Source organism: Pedobacter sp., from assembly GCF_035317785.1.
Taxonomy (GTDB): Bacteria; Bacteroidota; Bacteroidia; order Sphingobacteriales; family Sphingobacteriaceae; genus Pedobacter.
This window is the reverse complement of the sequence record NZ_DATHGC010000212.1, coordinates 1-16,631: the sequence shown is the minus strand read 5'-3', so window position 1 is coordinate 16,631 and position 16,631 is coordinate 1. Positions and strand designations below refer to the sequence as shown.

At 40.1% G+C, this 16,631-nt stretch carries 18 protein-coding genes and 2 pseudogenes; 3 read left to right on the top strand and 17 right to left on the bottom strand.

The window, feature by feature from the left end; genetic code table 11:
- Nucleotides 1–3: 3 nt before the first annotated feature.
- The 9 genes and pseudogenes from VK541_RS25825 to VK541_RS12870 all read right to left on the bottom strand — a co-directional run.
- Nucleotides 4–132: pseudogene (locus tag VK541_RS25825) on the bottom strand (glucuronyl hydrolase); the annotation flags it as partial.
- Nucleotides 133–263: 131 nt separating this feature from the next.
- Nucleotides 264–1,181 (bottom strand): DUF5017 domain-containing protein, encoded by a 918-nt coding sequence (locus VK541_RS12905; RefSeq protein WP_324370700.1) that lies wholly within the window; start codon nucleotides 1,179–1,181, stop codon nucleotides 264–266.
- Nucleotides 1,182–1,215: 34 nt separating this feature from the next.
- Entirely contained in the window at nucleotides 1,216–3,210 is a 1,995-nt protein-coding gene (locus VK541_RS12900) for a RagB/SusD family nutrient uptake outer membrane protein (RefSeq protein WP_324370698.1), read from the bottom strand.
- Nucleotides 3,211–3,223: 13 nt separating this feature from the next.
- Nucleotides 3,224–6,610, bottom strand: coding sequence for a TonB-dependent receptor (locus VK541_RS12895; protein ID WP_324370696.1), 3,387 nt, complete (start codon nucleotides 6,608–6,610; stop codon nucleotides 3,224–3,226).
- A 200-nt stretch (nucleotides 6,611–6,810) separates the two neighbouring features.
- Complete coding sequence (locus VK541_RS12890) at nucleotides 6,811–7,989, bottom strand: FecR family protein (RefSeq protein ID WP_324370694.1); 1,179 nt, start codon at nucleotides 7,987–7,989, stop codon at nucleotides 6,811–6,813.
- A 124-nt stretch (nucleotides 7,990–8,113) separates the two neighbouring features.
- On the bottom strand, nucleotides 8,114–8,704 hold the full coding sequence (locus VK541_RS12885; protein WP_324370692.1) for an RNA polymerase sigma-70 factor: 591 nt from the start codon (nucleotides 8,702–8,704) through the stop codon (nucleotides 8,114–8,116).
- A gap of 91 nt (nucleotides 8,705–8,795) precedes the next feature.
- Complete coding sequence (locus tag VK541_RS12880; RefSeq protein ID WP_324370690.1) at nucleotides 8,796–8,969, bottom strand: hypothetical protein; 174 nt, start codon at nucleotides 8,967–8,969, stop codon at nucleotides 8,796–8,798.
- An 84-nt stretch (nucleotides 8,970–9,053) separates the two neighbouring features.
- Nucleotides 9,054–9,443: a hypothetical protein gene (locus VK541_RS12875; RefSeq protein WP_324370688.1), complete on the bottom strand. Its 390-nt coding sequence runs from the start codon at nucleotides 9,441–9,443 to the stop codon at nucleotides 9,054–9,056.
- Between the two features lie 78 nt (nucleotides 9,444–9,521).
- Entirely contained in the window at nucleotides 9,522–10,121 is a 600-nt protein-coding gene (locus VK541_RS12870) for a Crp/Fnr family transcriptional regulator (protein ID WP_324370686.1), read from the bottom strand.
- Between the two features lie 177 nt (nucleotides 10,122–10,298).
- On the opposite strand from VK541_RS12870, the gene VK541_RS12865 reads away from it, so the two are divergent.
- Nucleotides 10,299–10,919 carry a hypothetical protein gene (locus VK541_RS12865; RefSeq protein ID WP_324370684.1) on the top strand — a complete coding sequence of 207 codons (621 nt, stop codon included), beginning with the start codon at nucleotides 10,299–10,301 and terminating at the stop codon, nucleotides 10,917–10,919.
- Nucleotides 10,920–11,081: 162 nt separating this feature from the next.
- Here the strand turns inward: VK541_RS12865 and VK541_RS12860 are convergent, their stop codons facing one another.
- The 6 genes from VK541_RS12860 to VK541_RS12835 form a co-directional block, all read right to left on the bottom strand.
- Nucleotides 11,082–11,441 carry a hypothetical protein gene (locus VK541_RS12860; RefSeq protein ID WP_324370681.1) on the bottom strand — a complete coding sequence of 120 codons (360 nt, stop codon included), beginning with the start codon at nucleotides 11,439–11,441 and terminating at the stop codon, nucleotides 11,082–11,084.
- A gap of 102 nt (nucleotides 11,442–11,543) precedes the next feature.
- Nucleotides 11,544–12,287, bottom strand: coding sequence for a hypothetical protein (locus tag VK541_RS12855; protein WP_324370679.1), 744 nt, complete (start codon nucleotides 12,285–12,287; stop codon nucleotides 11,544–11,546).
- Between the two features lie 55 nt (nucleotides 12,288–12,342).
- Complete coding sequence (locus tag VK541_RS12850; protein WP_324370678.1) at nucleotides 12,343–12,681, bottom strand: DUF86 domain-containing protein; 339 nt, start codon at nucleotides 12,679–12,681, stop codon at nucleotides 12,343–12,345.
- A complete protein-coding gene (locus tag VK541_RS12845) occupies nucleotides 12,668–12,979 on the bottom strand; it encodes a nucleotidyltransferase family protein (RefSeq protein WP_324370677.1) in 312 nt (103 codons plus the stop codon). The genes VK541_RS12850 and VK541_RS12845 overlap by 14 nt, the downstream gene beginning before the upstream one ends.
- Nucleotides 12,980–13,105: 126 nt before the next feature.
- A complete protein-coding gene (locus VK541_RS12840) occupies nucleotides 13,106–13,480 on the bottom strand; it encodes an ORF6N domain-containing protein (RefSeq protein ID WP_324370676.1) in 375 nt (124 codons plus the stop codon).
- Nucleotides 13,481–13,586: 106 nt separating this feature from the next.
- Nucleotides 13,587–13,844, bottom strand: coding sequence for a hypothetical protein (locus tag VK541_RS12835; protein WP_324370674.1), 258 nt, complete (start codon nucleotides 13,842–13,844; stop codon nucleotides 13,587–13,589).
- A 291-nt stretch (nucleotides 13,845–14,135) separates the two neighbouring features.
- Here VK541_RS12835 and VK541_RS12830 point away from each other — a divergent pair, with 291 nt between their 5' ends.
- Both VK541_RS12830 and VK541_RS12825 read left to right on the top strand, forming a co-directional pair.
- Nucleotides 14,136–14,486 carry a hypothetical protein gene (locus VK541_RS12830; protein WP_324370672.1) on the top strand — a complete coding sequence of 117 codons (351 nt, stop codon included), beginning with the start codon at nucleotides 14,136–14,138 and terminating at the stop codon, nucleotides 14,484–14,486.
- Between the two features lie 11 nt (nucleotides 14,487–14,497).
- Nucleotides 14,498–14,704 carry a helix-turn-helix transcriptional regulator gene (locus tag VK541_RS12825; protein WP_324370670.1) on the top strand — a complete coding sequence of 69 codons (207 nt, stop codon included), beginning with the start codon at nucleotides 14,498–14,500 and terminating at the stop codon, nucleotides 14,702–14,704.
- A gap of 222 nt (nucleotides 14,705–14,926) precedes the next feature.
- On the opposite strand, the gene VK541_RS12820 is transcribed toward VK541_RS12825, so the two are convergent.
- Both VK541_RS12820 and VK541_RS12815 read right to left on the bottom strand, forming a co-directional pair.
- A complete protein-coding gene (locus VK541_RS12820) occupies nucleotides 14,927–15,253 on the bottom strand; it encodes an Imm32 family immunity protein (RefSeq protein WP_324370667.1) in 327 nt (108 codons plus the stop codon).
- Between the two features lie 159 nt (nucleotides 15,254–15,412).
- Nucleotides 15,413–16,339: pseudogene (locus tag VK541_RS12815) on the bottom strand (IS3 family transposase); the annotation flags it as partial.
- Nucleotides 16,340–16,631 lie beyond the last annotated feature (292 nt).

Below are 16,631 nucleotides of genomic sequence, written 5' to 3'. Positions count from 1 at the left end.
AGATTACTTTAATAGTTTGCTATACCTTAATAATGCCTCCAGGTAATAATAATCTGCGTAAATAATGGGTGTATTTACCTCTGATTGATAAGGCTTTGAGCCTACCGAGTGTTTTAGCAGGAAATTCATATTGTGCTTTAGCAAATTCGATTTCTTTATGTACATCAACCTTACATTGTGCCTGTAAACTGAGTGTCGTTATTAAAAGCGTAATGGCTAAAAAAATAGTTTTCATCATTCTTTTGGTCAGGTGTGAAAGCATCCTAGTCGGTAACGGTAATTTCTATTTGCCTAACTACCTTTCTATTTCCATAAACATTATTTGTTTCACCTATGAAAGTGGCGGTATAGGTGCCGGCTTCACTATAGGTATAGATGTAACTTTCCTTTTTTGCTTCTCTAAACAATTTAAGCGCTGTTGCTTTATCTTTCCCCAGGTCGTTAGGGTTGATATAGATAGCCCTGCTAATTCCCCAGTCTTCTGTATATTCTTCCTTAATTGCCGCAGTTGCATTTCCTTTGAACTGAATCGTGGTCGCGTTTACAAGTGATCTGCCTGCTTGTTTGTTTCCGTAAGAAAACACAGAAAAATTACTACCTGAACCATAGTCCATTAGCGTGACCTCTTCATCGTCAAATTTACTTTTCACCAATACAGCAGTGATATTCCAATCATTGGCGGCTAAAAATTCTGTCTGAGGCTTGGTAATATATCTAAAGGCCAGATATAATGGTTTTCCTGCAACGGCAAGATCCATGATATCAACTTCCGTCGAGGCCGTTACTGTGGCATTCTTTGCAAGTGCAAACCGGTTGGTGATGTCCACCCAGGTAGCAGCCTTGATGTTGGCAATCGCATATTTACCATCAAAATCAGAAGATACCAGCACAGCCAATTGATCGGCCTGTTGTATAGAGGCTACCGTAGCACTTGAGAAGGACAAATAACAATTTTTTAATTCTCTGGAATTTGTGACATAGTTATAGTCCTTCAGGAATTCTCCTGAATAAAAGGACAGCATCTGAGGGCTCCCTTCAAATTTGAAAGTGACAGACTCGCCAGCTTTAATCGTAGTTTTATCAGCTGTAACCTCTAATGCGGGATTATCAAGCTGATATTTCTCACAAGAAAATAAAACAACCGATATCAGTATTAAATAATATTTGAAATATGTGTTCATTAGATTATCAATAAATAGTAAAAATGAATAACAATTACCAGCCTGGATTCTGACCGATTGCCTTATTGACTGTAGTTTCAGCATCCGGGATAGGCCATAAAACATCTCTCTCTGAGGTATTTACTCCTGCTTTTCCACCGAAGGCCCTTGATCCCAGAGGAGCAAAATCCAGCGCTATCTGTTTCATCACACCGTAGTAATCACCCCAGCGCACCAAATCTCTCTTCCTCATGGCCTCAAATGCCAATTCTCTGGAACGCTCTGTTTTGATAAACTCCATAAATCTGGCATAACCAGCAAAATCAGAAGTTTTTACATCCCCCTTAAATTCAGACAGATTGGTCAGGGTTATAGTGGCTTTTGCCTGCACACCAGCATACGTAAACACAGCCCCGGTACTCGCTGCTGCAGATGCTCCAGAGGCTTGTGTTGGCGGCGTGGTGGTTGTTATACCTGCTGTAGTCACTGTATACAGCTTATTATCATTATAAACTTGTTTACCTGCAGCGTATAAGACATTTGGCATCCAGGATTCACCAATAGTCAGGGTTGGTGTTGAATTATAATTACCACCCCTATTCTCCAAATAAATCGCGGTTACCGCTCTGGTTCCGCTCGTTGCAACTGTTGCTACAGCAGCGCCACCTGCACCGCCACCACCAGAAATTGTAACCGCCGGCGCTGACGTATACCCTGAACCTGCAGTCGAAATGGTAATGGTATCAATCAATTCTCTATTTGGCAATAGGTTTCCAAAAGCTCTTCTTCTCACTTGATTCACAGTCTGGTCCAGTACATCCTGAGCTGGTACGGTTCCATTTTGGCTTGCTACTGCTTCTGCATACATCAGCAACACATCTGCGTATCGCAGCAGCGGATAATTGACCGCATTACCACCCTGCTCCTTTGGATACACGGTTTCATACTCCCTTTTCCATTTAGCTGAGTTTCGTTGACTTGCCTGCATGGCTGTAGGATAGGTAGGCAGATACGTTTTAGTGGCGGGATTGGTCGAAGACAAAGTGTATGGAGCGATGTTCCAGTCCCTTCTCAGATCACCTTTTGAATAGGAAAAATATAACTTTGGTGTGGCCGCTACATATCCGTAGCAGTAACCATAATTTGGATCTTGACCACCGTGAGAAACGCCATAATGAATGCCAACTTTCCCGGTAGCATTGAAACCATCTGAGCTATAACCGTAAAACTCAACCTCCCAAATACTTTCTTTAAGGTCATATTTATCCTGGCTCATATTGATGAATACTTGCCTGTAATCCGGGTTAAGGCTATGAAATCCGTCATCAATCACCTTTTTCGCCCAAATTTTGGCCATCTCATATTTAGATACATCCTTTACAGGATCTCCTGCCATATATAAACATACTCTGGCCAATAAGCCTCGTACAGCAGATTTATTGATGTGACCAGCGTTGGTAACCTGTCCTACACCAGGGACCAAACTTTCCGCTTCGGTCATATCTCTGATGATCTGCTCGTATACTTCTTTTGAAGGTGTTCTGGGATTATTTGTTTGTGCAACAGAAGAGGTAGGTTCCAGCAGCAAAGGCACATCTCCCCAGTAACTGACCAGTAAAAAGTAAAAGTACGATCTTAAAAACAAAGCTTCTCCTTTAATGACCGCCCGATTTGCTTCAGTCATTGCAGGCTTATTGATGTTGGCGAGCAATAGGTTCGCTCTTTCTATTCCATTATAAAGTGCGGTCCATACGGTAGTAACGTTACTTTCGGAAGTGGTAACTAAGTTGACAGCAATGCCCGTATTCTGTGCAGAACGGTTATAAAAACCTTCATCTCCATCCAATGACATCACCCCCTGAAAGCTGTGCGCATAAATTTTGGTTAATGTCTGAAACACCCCAGCCAATGCTGAATTGAGCTGTTGTTCTGTCTCGTAATAATTTAAATTGGTGACCGTATCCTTTGGTACGGTATCTAAAAATTTAGAGCAAGATGTAACCATACAAACCAGGGCTACAACAGTACAGATATATAATTTCTTTTCCATAATATATTTTGGTTTATAATGAAGCCTTTAGTCCAAAAACTAATGTTTTCGCAATAGGGAATGCGGAATAGTCAAATCCTGGAGTTAAGATGGAGTTGCGCGTGGACACTTCCGGATCCATACCTGAATAGTTGGTCCATGTAACCAGATTCTGTGCGGAAGCTGTCAGCATGAGCTCTTTAAGTCCTAATTTTTTCAAGTAATTCGCTGGTATGCTGTAAGCTAATTCCACAGTTTTCAACCTTAAATAGGAAGCATCTTCCAATTCCCTGGTCGAATAATACCCCTCCGGAACCCCTCCTACAACGGGTATGGTCGTACTCGGATTTGTAGGCGACCAACGATTCGCATAACTCGCATATTGATTCAGCATGCTGTATGCTTTTGCTTCAAAAATAAGTTTGTTTGCGTTATACACATCATTGCCATAAGACCATTGCAAGAACACATTCAGACTTAAGTTTTTATATGTAAAATTGTTAGAAAAACCACCAGTATGAATAGGTAAACCCCTGCCGATAATGGTTTGATCTGCCGCTGTGATAATTCCGTCATTGTTCAGATCTTTATAGCGGATATATCCTGGTTTGATGACCTCTCTGGCCATGCCGTTTGTCGGCACAGAATTTTGGAGGCGATAACCGCCATTTGGCAATTGATAAAAATCTTCATATTGATAAATCCCATCAAAGATGTACCCAACGAAATTACCTACTGAATGACCTATAGCGGCGCTATACAATACCGGGTCAGCATATCCGGACTGCCATCTGGGTGAGATACTACTCAATAAACGCTCCTCTTCATCAGCCAACTGTAAAATGGTATTTCGGTTGAAGCTGATATTGAAATTACTCCGCCAGGCAAAATCATGCTTATTGATATTCACCGTATTCAAGGTAAATTCCAATCCCTCATTCTTTAATTTACCTACGTTTTTGTAGGCACGGGCATAACCTGAACTCGGGGACATGTTGGCCAACAGCAGAAGATTGTCCGTCTTTTTTCTATATACATCTACAACCAGCTCAATTCTATTCTTTAATAACGAAAGGTCATATCCTAAATTAAGCTGAGCTGTTGTTTCCCATCTTAGTGTGGGGTTCCCGATATCTGGTATTGCCGCTGGTGTTGGCACCTCATTCCCGAAAGAATAACCAGTAGAGTTGTCTACGCTGATTGGTGAAAGCGCAGAAAAATCCCCTACTCTGTTGTTGCCCGTTAGGCCGTAACTCAAACGTAATTTGGCTTCTGTGATGATTTCAATTCCCTTAAGAAAGGATTCTTCCTTCATTTTCCAGGCGAAAGCTCCTGATGGAAAGTAACCCCATTTGCTATTCGGAAATTTAGACGACCCGTCTGCCCTGAATGTTGCTGTGAACAGATATCTGGATTGATACCCATAATTCACTCTGCTGAAATAAGATTGCAGGGTGTTATAGGTACCGAAAGAGCCTACCGCTAGCGGTGTACCTTGCCCTAATCCGTCTATGCCCAAAGTCTCATTGGGAACTTTAATCGCAGTATAGTTATTTCCTTTGTTGCCTTCCCTCTGGAAACTAAAACCACCCAATACAGTAAACGAATTGGTTTTGTTCACCTTGCTATAGGTAAGGGTATTTTCGTTAGACCAAGTGGTACGACTGCTATAGGCCATTGCACCCCACTGTCCATAGTTGTTTCTAGGGCTTATGGGGCTACCTTCGCTCGTACCGGAATTATAGAACGTACCCAATTGAATGGTATTAAGGTTAATGGCGCCGGTAGATTTGAAGACCAGGTTTTTAGTGATATCATAAGTAAAATACCCATTAGCAACCAGGTTATTGTTATCTTTATTTCTGTAAACATTCTTTGCAGACTCCACTGGGTTGAAGCGATAATCTGTAGTGCTGGTTACATCTTCATCAAAAAGCTCTTCTTCCAAGTCTATGTCACCTGTTAAATATCCAGCGTTAACTGGTCTGTATCCCCATACTGAATAAAGAAGCGCACTCGACGCATAGCCATCTTTTATAGAAGAAGCAATTTGGCCATACGTCTGCGTATGTGTATAATTTGTACTCATGCCAGCTCTCAATTTGTTGCTGACGTTCTGATCTACAGTTACACGTCCCTGCTGCTTCTTCAAACCCGTATTCACTACCACAGAGCCGGTTTCAAACAAGGATCCTGAAATGGCGTACTTGGTATCTTTATTTCCACCCCGCAATGATAAATTGTGAATATTGGTTACGCCTTGTCTGAAGAACTGATCTTGCCAGTTGATCCCTTCCAGATTTTTATAGGAATCATAGGTTACACCGTCTGGGAGATACAGCGTCTTAGCAGTTACCGAATCACGCTCATTTTCCAATTTAACAAACTCATAAGGACTTAACACCTCAACTCTTTTAGTCACATCCTGGAAACCGTAGGACCCTGAATAATTCAAATTGGGTTTGCCCACTTTCCCCTTTTTTGTTTCCACAACAATGACACCGTTTGCACCTCTGGATCCGTAGATCGCGGTTCCGGAAGCATCTTTGAGCACGTTTATGGATTCTATATCGTCAGGGTTCAACATAGAAAGATCAAAGTTCTCTGTTGCAAATCCATCAATGACATACAAAGGAGACGCATCCTGTGTGATAGACCCCACTCCTCTGATACGTATATTTATCCCCTCTTCTCCCGGCTGTCCCTGACTGGCAGAGACATTTAAACCAGCCACACGCCCAGCCAATGCTTGTTCTATAGAAGACACCGGGGCTTTAGCCATATCGCGAATATTTACCTGAGCAACAGAACCTGTAATATCAACTTTTCGTACGGATCCATATCCAACCACTAAAACCTCATCCAGTTTGCTGATCTGTGGTTTTAGTTTAATATTAATGGTTTGCCTTCCTTCAACCCGCATCTCCTGATCATCAAAACCCAGGTGGGTAAATACCAGTATTACATCATCCGGAACCTCTATACTATAGCGCCCATCCTTATCAGCAACGGCTTTCTTATCTCCCCCTTTCACTCTTATGCCTGCGCTCTGCAATGGATTCCCCTCTTCATCAGTGATCACACCTGAAACTCTAATATTTTTTCTACCAGGTTGCGTCAGTACAGTTGGCTTTATTTGAACAATGATAACGTTATTATCAATCTTATAAGTTAAAGGCTGATTAGCAAATATTTGCGCTAAAACATCTTTAAAGTCGGCAGCTTTCACAGAGATGTCAACGGGCTTAGCTTGAGAGAGCACATTGTCCGCATACACAAAGTTATAGCCACTCTGAGTCCTTAGCGCTTTTAGTACGGCCCGTAAGTCTGCTTGTTTTTTTGAAATAGTAATCTTCTGTGCAAGGCCGGCAGCACTTACCTGCATCAGGGCAGCTATTAGTATTACGGTGGTTAATCGCATAATTAGCCAAATTTTACGGATACAAGAATTTGTTATACCCAGGTTTGTGGTTATTTTTCTATACATTTATTATATTTGGTTGTGCAGGAGCCTTTTGTTCTGAAGCGTCAGGCCACTGCGGGTTTAGTTTTATTAAATTAAGAACCAAGTGTAAACCAAGTCCCTGTTTCAGCAGGGATTTGGTTTTTCTTATATCCGTACTATCTGCTTACCAAAATCTTCATTCCTTCAATTTGAAATTTTACCTGTCCGGTTGATTCCAGTGGCCGCAATACTTCAGACACATTAGCAAAACGGGACACCGCGCCACTAAATGTGGTTACAGGCAATTCACCCAGGTATACTATTTCTACGTTATACCAGCGTGAGATCATGCGCATGATGTAGCGGATGTCATCGTGTTCAAAAATAAATTGATTGTTTTTCCAGGCTATAGCCAATTCTGTGTCAACATTTTCTACTTTTATACGAGTGCCATTAAGAGATGATTGCTGGTTTGGTTTGAGGATTACCTCATTTACCTTTGCACTGCCCTCAACCAATGTAGTTTTCGTGCTGCGCTCGTCCGCATAAGCATTGATGTTAAACTCAGTACCAATGTCCTCAACGATCTGACCAGTGCTTTCCACTTTAAAAGGCATTTTTGAATTATGCACAACAACGAAATAAGCTTCACCGGTCAGCTTCACCAACCGTTCGCCGCCAAAAAACTTACCAGGGAATTCTAGCTCACTATCTGCATTTAAAAACACTTTGGTACCATCAGGAAGCACAACCTGATACGTTCCACCACGGGGAGTGGTGACGGTTGTCATTCCATTTAGCAAGCGCAGCGAAGAAGTATCCCCTAAATTTGATCCCCCTTCTGAACCCAAAGTACTTCCATCACTATATGTTATCTTACTCGCATCAATCACCACTCCGGTTTTCGCATCGCTTAGCTGCACGCTGCTGCCATCAGGTAAGGTGATTGTGGCTGTGTTTTTGCCGGGTTTAATATCGTTTTGATTCGCGATTTCTGAGTTACGATTTACGACTGGGTTGCCGGCATAAAACCAAACGCCTAAAATAATCAAAGCTACAGCTGCTGCTATTGCCATCAATTTTGGCAGCAACCTCGTCTTTTTAGGCTGATGGCTTGCTTGTAATAACTGATAATTGTAGATGTAGTTTAAAATAGTCTGTTTTTTTGTAGCATCCAATGCATTTTCGGGAACCGCTATTTCGTTACTAAATGCATCGGGAAAAAGTTGCATCAATTCCTGATCGTTGTGAGAAGCAATGATATGCGACCATAACTCTTCATTTTCCGTTTCGGTATTCAGATTATTGAAATAGTTTTGCAGCAGGACTTGAAGCCTCGCGTTTGATTTTTGCATCGTTTGTCGGTTTAGGCAGTTTTTATACCTTTTAACTACACTGACACCTGACGCGAAAAAAATGCTTAGTGGTTTATCAAAAAATAATTGATAAATATTTAATAAGCTGATTTACAATGATATTTTATTTGAATAGTACAGCAAATAATGCCGGATAGGTAAGTGCGTGTTTGTTGAAGTGCTCACGTATGTGTTTTAACGCTTGGCCCATGTGTGCCTGTACGGTGCGGCTTGAAATGTTCATCTTTTTTGCAGCTTCTTCATATTTCAATCCTTCTATATGACAATGGGTGTATACTGTGCGTTGCTGAGCGCTTAAGTTTTCGATAGCCTGGGTTAGTATTCTATTGCTTTCATTATAATCTAGTATTTTATCTGTAGAATTGTCAGATTCCTGAGTATTAATTTTAAGCTGTGTTGCCGATCTGGCATCTTGTGCCAATTTGCGTATCACGTTTATTGAATGGTTTCTTACTACCCGGTTTAGATATGCCCCGAAATTTTTCACTTCATTGAGTTTTTCCCTGTTGAGCCATATTTTTAAGAATACATCTTGTACGATTTCGCTGGCCTGATCTTCGGATTTAGTCAGCTTTCGACCATAGTCATATACATACCGTTGATAAAAATCAAAGATTTCCGTAAATGCACGCTGATCGCCTCCGGCAATTCTGGTCAGTAGTTCATCTTCATTTTTAAGTTGCCTGCTCTCCATCGGTTGTACCCTGATGATAATTTTTTGTTGGTTATCTAAGCAGCAAGTATAATATAAATTTAACCATGTTCAAGTATCTATTTCGATTGTTTTAAATGTAGCTTTGTTCAGGATCAGAGATTTCCTGCATCCGTTCGTAGCCAACTTTGGCCAGCCAAACTTTAAAAGGCTCAGCTTTGGGCGAAGGTATAGATTGAATTAAGCGAAGCAAGGATTTTGTATCAGCAACATCAGTTTCACGCATCTTACCATCTTCAGCTTTCATTTTCAACTTACTTCTCCGCTTTACTCACCACAAATAATCCTCTAAACCTGCTCACACACTAGTCGGTGATTATCCGGTTAAGTTTTAAAAAACGATAGCCGGAGCAGATTTAGAGAAACTTCCTGAGGCATCGGCCACGGCATCAATTGGTGCTCCTACCTGACTGCCGCCCCGCTTGATCACAATTGTTACTTTCTGACCTGCAATTCCTCCATTCCCCGATATTGCAATAATGGCTGCAGCTACATTTGCGGCGTAAGTAATTTCTTTTGTCCATGGAAGCGTCGCGACGGGATCATTAGCCGTTCCACCTCCTGAGGTGGTGTAAGATGCGATCAGCGTTGGTCCAGTAAAATTCCCCGTGATCTCATAACGAATAACACGCGAGGCATCATCAGGCTTTTTATCTGAATCTTTCTTACAAGAAACAAAAACTGTGACTACCATCAGTAGTGCAAAAATTGACTTTTTCATTTTTATCATTTTTAATAGTTCTACGCAAACATAAAAATGATAAAAGCCTAAACTCGTTACCTTAAGTTAAGAAAGGATCTAAGAGACTTTTCTAACCAGCCTCTTTCTCATTCTGCTTAAAGATTGCGGAGTGATACCCAAATAACTCGCTAAATGGTATTGAGGGATTCTTTGAGCCAAATCCGGCCTTATTTCCAGCAGATTCAAATAGCGCTGCTCTGGTGTAGAAATCTTAAAATTATCAAATGCTATTTGACTTTTTGAGTGTAAATCTTCGGAAACAAGACGACACAGTTTTTCTAAGATAGGGTATTTTGCAAAAAGTTCTTCATCTGTTTCTGAACTGGCTACAATCAAAATAGAGTCCTCAAGACAATCAACATAATATTCAGATGGGGTATTGTTTAATGCGCCTGGAGGGTTAAGGGTTTCAGACTCGGTATAAAAAGCAGTAGTCTTTTCTTCTGTATCAACCATATAATAGCACCTGATGCATCCTTTAAGTACAAAATAGGCATCCTTTGAGCGTTGACCCTCTTTCAATAAAATTGTTCCTTTCCTGAAACTTTTAAAAATGGCTAAATCTATAATGACATTTTGCTCCTCTTCAGACAGGATTACATACTTCGCTAAAAAATTTAACAGGATCTGATCCATTTTATCATTTGTCAATTGCATTTTTGTAATATTTAGGCGATACGGGTGTCAATTTAATATTTCTTGATGATATATTAATTGCCGTTAAAAATTTATTTCACATGAACATTCTGATGATCATTTCTTACCTTAAGTGAACGAGTTATGGCCTCTCGCCAATCTATCTTTGCATTATCGTTTAACAACTAATATATCGAAATGCAAAAGAATATTTTATGGTTCGCCTTGATTTTAATGATGGCAGGCACTCTACAAGTTAAGGCTCAATATTCCAAACAAGACAGTACTTACAGAAAGTATTTTATAGGGAGTACGTTATTTATGATAGCTAATATAGTAGCTGATAATAATCCGCCCGGGATGGTTTATCTGAACTTAGGTTATCGCATTACAGGAAAGGATGTAGTTTCACTTGAATTTAAAACCTGGAAATATGCCTGGCCAATTGGCATTCCTTATGGAAAATCATTTGAAGCAGAAGGAGAAGGGTTTCCAGGTTATATTCGTGAATACGGAGTTTCACTTAATTATCAAAGGTTTTTATGGAAGAATCTTTTTGCTCAAGTTGACGTGATGCCTGCTTTGCAAACCTTTGTAAATGATAACGGTAATAAGGACAATGGCTTTCAAATCTTTAACACTTATTCCATTGGTTATCACATTAAACTTTTCAAGGACAGGCTTTTTTTTCAACCTTCAATAGCAATGACTCATCGTCCCTATCAATCAACAATGCCTGATTCGTTTAAACAGGTTGACGATAGATGGTCAAGATTCTTCTTCGGGCAGCCGGGATTGCATTTTGGGTATAATTTCTAGCATCCGGCATTCCCCACCAGGGCATACACTACATTTCCGGAAACATATACCCTAAAGACATTTCTAGGTGCAGTGGAAGGACTACTCCACGGTATAAATTTCAACAGGTTGTTATCAGGTTCATCAACACCAGCATGAACACTGTTCCAGGTTTTACCCATGTCAGAAGAGCGGAATATACATAGCGATACCGTCACCGCCCTCTCTGATTACCCATTGCCAGTGTTCACCATTATCTGTCGAACGCATGATCCCTTTTGTACCCGTCGCGACAAGAACACCTTCTGACTCCAGCATATTTATTACCCCTCCATCATGTTTTACTTTTCTCCAGTTTTCCCCCTTGTCGGTAGATTTATAAAGACCGTGGCCCAAACCCAGAAATACCGTTCCGTCAGCCGTTTCAAAAATATATCGCATTGTATTTTTTTTGAAATTGGTATGTATGGGCAACCAGGTTTCAGCAGCGGGCGACTTTTGATAAATCTCGCTCTTAACAAGCTGTTGAGTTTTGCCGTCCATTGTGTTCCATCTAGTGAATTAGCATAGTTATAAAGCTCCAATTCTTCGTCCGATAAGTTGTCAATTGTAATTTTCATATATCCTCTCATCGCAATCTTCTTCTTACATCGTATTAAAATGACCTGAATAGTTTGCCGGATAAATTACTTCATAAAACCAATCAGCCTTATCCAGTGAAACGCGTCTTCCAATTAAAACATTCTTTTCCAAATCATTCTCTTGTAAAACAGACATAACCATTTGCAAGGATTTGTCAACATTAGTTACAGTAAAGAGCATATTTGCACCACCCGGTCCCAAATCACCGGCGGCCCAATTCCCGAGCTTATTGTTTTCAAGAGCCTCGCCCAATCTATCCTCCACCTCCTGCCGTTTATCTAACAGTTGCATTTCATCTTTAAACCCAGATGGTTGAATTTGAACAAACAATATCTCCTCATTTTTGAAAGGTGCCCAGGTATAACTGGTTTCTAATTCTGCTTTTTTCTTGTCAATTTCCTGCTTTGTTAAACGTTGAACAGATGCAAAAAGCTGCTGAGCATTTTCAGGCTTTGATATATTTATGTGATATAAATGCAGATCAAAAGTATCATTGGTAACCGCCAATGCCCTTGCAACGTATATTACACTGTCAGTTTTTTTATACAAGGTGAAGGCTTCCTTATTTACGAGCAAAGCCGCCTTTGTCTTCATGCTTTGCTGTTTGTTGGAGGCTTGGTTGCAACTTGTCAATCCAAGAAATAGCAAAAGTCCAGCAGCAAATATTTTAGTTGTCATTACAATTAAATAGTTAATGCTGGAGATCATATTTGAGCCGATTCTAGTTCCCTTAATGTTGGTTGCCATCACATCCTGTTCTTTGTCAATAGAAAATGTGCATATAAATATTCACATGCCTTATTTAATTTTCTGAAATAATAGATTGAATATCCGTTTCCAGATCTGGCAATTTTGTAGTTATGATATCCCAAACAATGTCATAATCCACTCCAAAGTAATCATGTATCAAACGATGGCGGGTATTTGCCATTTTTCGCCATTCAATGTGTGGATATGCCGCCTTAAACTCTGGGTCTAGCTTGGTACTTGCCTCTCCAACAATTTCAAGGCTTCTGATAATGGCACGTGATAATACAGGATCGCCAATTACGGATTCTTTATCTTTCCCTTTAACCGTAGTTAGTATAAAAGAAACCTCATCCAGAATATGTTTAACCAATTCAATACTAGATGGCAACATGCTCAGCCTCTTTTAGGATATGTGGCCCAATGTATTTACTTAAAGATTGAGGCGTAATCACCTCAACTTTTCTACCCAGCAAATCTTCCAAAAAGAATGACAGATCCATAAAGTTGTCATAGCTTTTTTGATTTGGGTCGAAATCTACCAACAGATCAACATCACTATCGGCAGTAGGCTTACCTGTAGTAAAAGAACCAAAAATGCTCAGATTAGCTACACCATATGATCTCAGCTTCTGGCCATTGGCCTTAAGCAGGGATATTAATGTGCGTTTATTCTGAACTGCTGTTTGCATAACACAAAGATACTTAATTATTACAAATATCACATTTGTCATAAATGATCTTTATTAGACAGTGACCCGCCTCATTTTTAAGCCCCTCGAATTCGAGAGGCTTACACTCAAATAAACTCGAATTACTCATCCGAATAGCTGAACCTGCTCACACACCGCCTCAACAATCCTTAAATTGATCCTGACAGCAATATCACTGTGTAAAACTACCGAAAGCATTCCCACGCCAGCTTCTGAAAAAGCAAACGAGAGCTTATCTGAACCTTCCCTACTTGAACCGCCCATGCCTGATTTCAAAGAAGCCAGCTCTTCCCGAGTTAACTGAAACATAAAATCATCCGCAAATCTTTCCAGATTTCTTCTTACTGTTTGATGCAAAACTTTCATTTCTACATTATAAAGTTCTGCCAAATCCCTATCCATCATCACCTGCGTACCACGTATGTTGTAAATTTTCGTCCGAATACCTTCCATATCCAGGACCTTTTGTATTTCTGTCATATCTTTAAAAAGTTAGTTAAGCCAAACATAATAAGCAGCAATTGAATTATCCGGTGATTATCCGGTTAAGTTTAATTCATCAACTTATCTTCCATCGTTCATAATTTCACTCCCCCTCTACCGCCACATAGATCTTCTGTATATGCTCCCTCACATAAGCTTTAAACTGCTGCGCATTGTCCCAAACCCCATTCAACTCATCCGTATAATCCATCTGATCCCCACTTATCGCAGTTCTGTTGCCAACTACGTTAAAGCGCAATGATTTCCCACCCAGGTAGTCCAGGTCCGCCCATACCGTTCCATTGCCTTTCAGGTACTGTGCCCAGAGATCTGCCTGCGTAATGGCTTCAAGATCTGCCAAGTTTCTATTCCGTCACGGATCTCTATGCCATCCTATAGAGGTATCCATCTTTCTCATCTCCTTGTAGACAAATAGAAAATCCTTATGGAGTATCAGCCAGGTAAATAAAAGGTAACAAAATGTAAATAACATTTTTCAATGGCGGGTTTTTACATCGTTTAATGGCGGCATAACTATACAAGCGATTACCATAGAATCCATTTGTATAGTTAACTTATTAAAAAGACAAATATATTTGTCTTTTTAATAAGTTAACTATACTTTTATACTTCAATTACTGATCTATATAACATGAAAACTCTTATTAAATTCCCTCTGTATGTAGGTCTGTTCCTTATAGTACTGGGAATTCCAGTCCTGCTTACCTCAAAATCTTCAACTGCTGAAATCCCCCTGTTGGTGGGTCTATTTATGTTGTTTATCTCTTTTCAGTCTAAGGAAGACGAAAGGTCGACTGCCATCAGGTCTTCCTCTGCGCTTTTTGCATTGGTTCTTGGTTATACCCTTAAATTGATCATTAGCAATCTTTATCAGCATCAAATAATCAGTTTTGATTTGACCTCAATCAATTACTTTCTAATCATTGTATTTGCTATGGCCAATATGATCCGGTATTCCAGGCTGTACATTTTCATGGCATAACCCTAATCTTAATGAAGAATACGATAAAAGTAGAACGGGCAAAGCATGATCTCACCCAAGCAGCACTCGCCGATAAAGTAAACGTATCCAGACAAACCATCAATTCGATAGAAATTGGGAAATTTGTTCCTTCCAGCATACTGGCATTAAAAATCGCTGCAATATTTGACACCAACGCAGAAGCCATTTTCATACTAGAAGACAAAGACTGGAAATAGATTTTCATGTCCGGTGATAGCGGTTATATCAGTCAATCCCATCATCAAAAGATGTAAAAACCCGCCATCATAAGATGTTACTGACACAAAACCTGGTCTTATTGATATACCTGTAAACAACCATAGGGATAAGCCAATAACAACAAATCTCCTGGTCCGGGGAAGAAAACGGTAAAGGAAATCCAGGCAATTAACTTTTAAACAAAACCTCCAGCCATCATCTTAACTCTCTTTCGGGATATAGCGATCATAAAAAGCACCTGTGCCCTTGGCATCCAAACGTCCCACAATTACCGCTTCCGAACTGCTTGACAATTCAAGCTTTGGTTGCAGATGCTGATGTTCTCTCGCACCAACCGGAAGACTAACGACACTTTCCTGGTCAAGGTCTGCCAATCTTAGAAGCAAGTGGGCCAAGGATCTTAGTCCTTCAGGATCACCATGAATCAAAACTTCGTTCCAGCATTCATTCTCACCATCTAACCCATTTTCATTTCGGCTTACTATTATATCCAGGTGTCCGATAATTGATGATTTAAAGTTCTCCATAGTTTAAAGATATTATATCTATTCCTATGTTTGTCTCGTCCTACAAAAACCTTACAGATTTTAAAATTAGTACTGTTACGTAGCTCCTGATGTTTACTCTTAGTCCTAAGAATATATTACAAGTATAGATATCTATAAATTAAGACACAACTTCCTGATTTATTTATCCATTTCAGCTGGCTCTAATAAAGCTTTTCTAACCCTCGGATATGTTTTCCATCTCTTTTTTAATGGCCCCTCGGAATTATGTGCATGATGCGGAGTTAAATAGTCGATACTGCAGTGAGGCCGTTTGTGGTTATATACGTCTATTATCTTCGATACCGCCTTAACTGCATCCTTATGATTCTGATAGATCCGCTTTGGATAGAATTCATTTTTTATGATGCCATTCACCCGCTCTGCAAGGGCATTGTCGTAAGGACTCCCGCTTTGCGTCATACTAATTGCTATTCCCTCCTGGTTAAGTAACTCAACATATTCCGAGCAGCAGTACTGTACTCCTCGATCAGAATGATGAATTAAGAAATAGGGCGAGTTGGCTTTTCTTGAATTTATCGCCATAGTAAGAGCATTTACACACCCCATCGCTTCTAGTGTCGGGAAGAGGGCGTGACCAACTATTTTACGTGAATATACATCAGTAATGAGGCTTAAATAACTAAAGCCCTGCAATGTTCGAATATAAGTAATGTCACTAACCCAGAGCTGTTCGGGACCTGTTATAAACAGCTGCTTTATAAGATTAGGGTACCTTTTCAGCCAATGATTAGAGTCAGTGGTTTTTACCATTCGTTTCCTTCTCCGTATTAATAGGCCGTGGAAGCGTAATAAATCGAAAAGCTGATCCCTGCCCATTTTTATGCAGTGTTTTTCTAATTCCGGTTCCAGAAGATAAAGCAGCTTTCTTGTACCGAGTAGTGGCATCTCGCTACGAATATCTTTTACCAAGGTTAACACAATCATATGAGCAATGGAAGTTTTTGTTGCGTAAGCTGAGGCTTCGTAGTAAGCCTGTCGTGTTAAGCCAAACAGTGCACAGAGATTACCCAGGCTTTCTCTGGGATGTTTCTGCCTCATTCTTTCGACTGTTTGGCGCCAGGCTTTTTTCTGATTTTTATATGCAGGTCCTGTTCACTCACTTCTATCATCGTTTCCAAACTACTAATTTTTAACTTGGCTTTCTCAAGTTCCTTTGTTAAGTCAAGCACCTGCTTAGCAAGAATTCGCGTTTTAGTTTGTCTAGTCCTGGAATAGCTTTACACTAGTCCTGGATTAACTTGACATCGTCCTGAAAAGAACTTAACATATCCTGTTTACGGATTACATACCATTTCATTCCGAATATAGTAATGCATTTTGTTGTTTTTGTCTAAGT

What these genes read in the sequence shown, in the direction of transcription:
- VK541_RS12860 (WP_324370681.1), bottom strand. Translation starts at nt 11,441, where the DNA reads ATGGACGGCAAAACTCAACAGCTTGTTAAGAGCGAGATTTATCAAAAG.
- VK541_RS12820 (WP_324370667.1), bottom strand. Translation starts at nt 15,253, where the DNA reads ATGGAGAACTTTAAATCATCAATTATCGGACACCTGGATATAATAGTA.
- VK541_RS12890 (WP_324370694.1), bottom strand. Translation starts at nt 7,989, where the DNA reads ATGCAAAAATCAAACGCGAGGCTTCAAGTCCTGCTGCAAAACTATTTC.
- VK541_RS12840 (WP_324370676.1), bottom strand. Translation starts at nt 13,480, where the DNA reads ATGACAGAAATACAAAAGGTCCTGGATATGGAAGGTATTCGGACGAAA.
- VK541_RS12870 (WP_324370686.1), bottom strand. Translation starts at nt 10,121, where the DNA reads ATGCAATTGACAAATGATAAAATGGATCAGATCCTGTTAAATTTTTTA.
- VK541_RS12845 (WP_324370677.1), bottom strand. Translation starts at nt 12,979, where the DNA reads ATGCAAACAGCAGTTCAGAATAAACGCACATTAATATCCCTGCTTAAG.
- VK541_RS12830 (WP_324370672.1), top strand. Translation starts at nt 14,136, where the DNA reads ATGAAAACTCTTATTAAATTCCCTCTGTATGTAGGTCTGTTCCTTATA.
- VK541_RS12855 (WP_324370679.1), bottom strand. Translation starts at nt 12,287, where the DNA reads ATGGCAACCAACATTAAGGGAACTAGAATCGGCTCAAATATGATCTCC.
- VK541_RS12875 (WP_324370688.1), bottom strand. Translation starts at nt 9,443, where the DNA reads ATGAAAAAGTCAATTTTTGCACTACTGATGGTAGTCACAGTTTTTGTT.
- VK541_RS12850 (WP_324370678.1), bottom strand. Translation starts at nt 12,681, where the DNA reads ATGTTGCCATCTAGTATTGAATTGGTTAAACATATTCTGGATGAGGTT.
- VK541_RS12865 (WP_324370684.1), top strand. Translation starts at nt 10,299, where the DNA reads ATGCAAAAGAATATTTTATGGTTCGCCTTGATTTTAATGATGGCAGGC.
- VK541_RS12895 (WP_324370696.1), bottom strand. Translation starts at nt 6,610, where the DNA reads ATGCGATTAACCACCGTAATACTAATAGCTGCCCTGATGCAGGTAAGT.
- VK541_RS12880 (WP_324370690.1), bottom strand. Translation starts at nt 8,969, where the DNA reads ATGAAAGCTGAAGATGGTAAGATGCGTGAAACTGATGTTGCTGATACA.
- VK541_RS12905 (WP_324370700.1), bottom strand. Translation starts at nt 1,181, where the DNA reads ATGAACACATATTTCAAATATTATTTAATACTGATATCGGTTGTTTTA.
- VK541_RS12825 (WP_324370670.1), top strand. Translation starts at nt 14,498, where the DNA reads ATGAAGAATACGATAAAAGTAGAACGGGCAAAGCATGATCTCACCCAA.
- VK541_RS12885 (WP_324370692.1), bottom strand. Translation starts at nt 8,704, where the DNA reads ATGGAGAGCAGGCAACTTAAAAATGAAGATGAACTACTGACCAGAATT.
- VK541_RS12900 (WP_324370698.1), bottom strand. Translation starts at nt 3,210, where the DNA reads ATGGAAAAGAAATTATATATCTGTACTGTTGTAGCCCTGGTTTGTATG.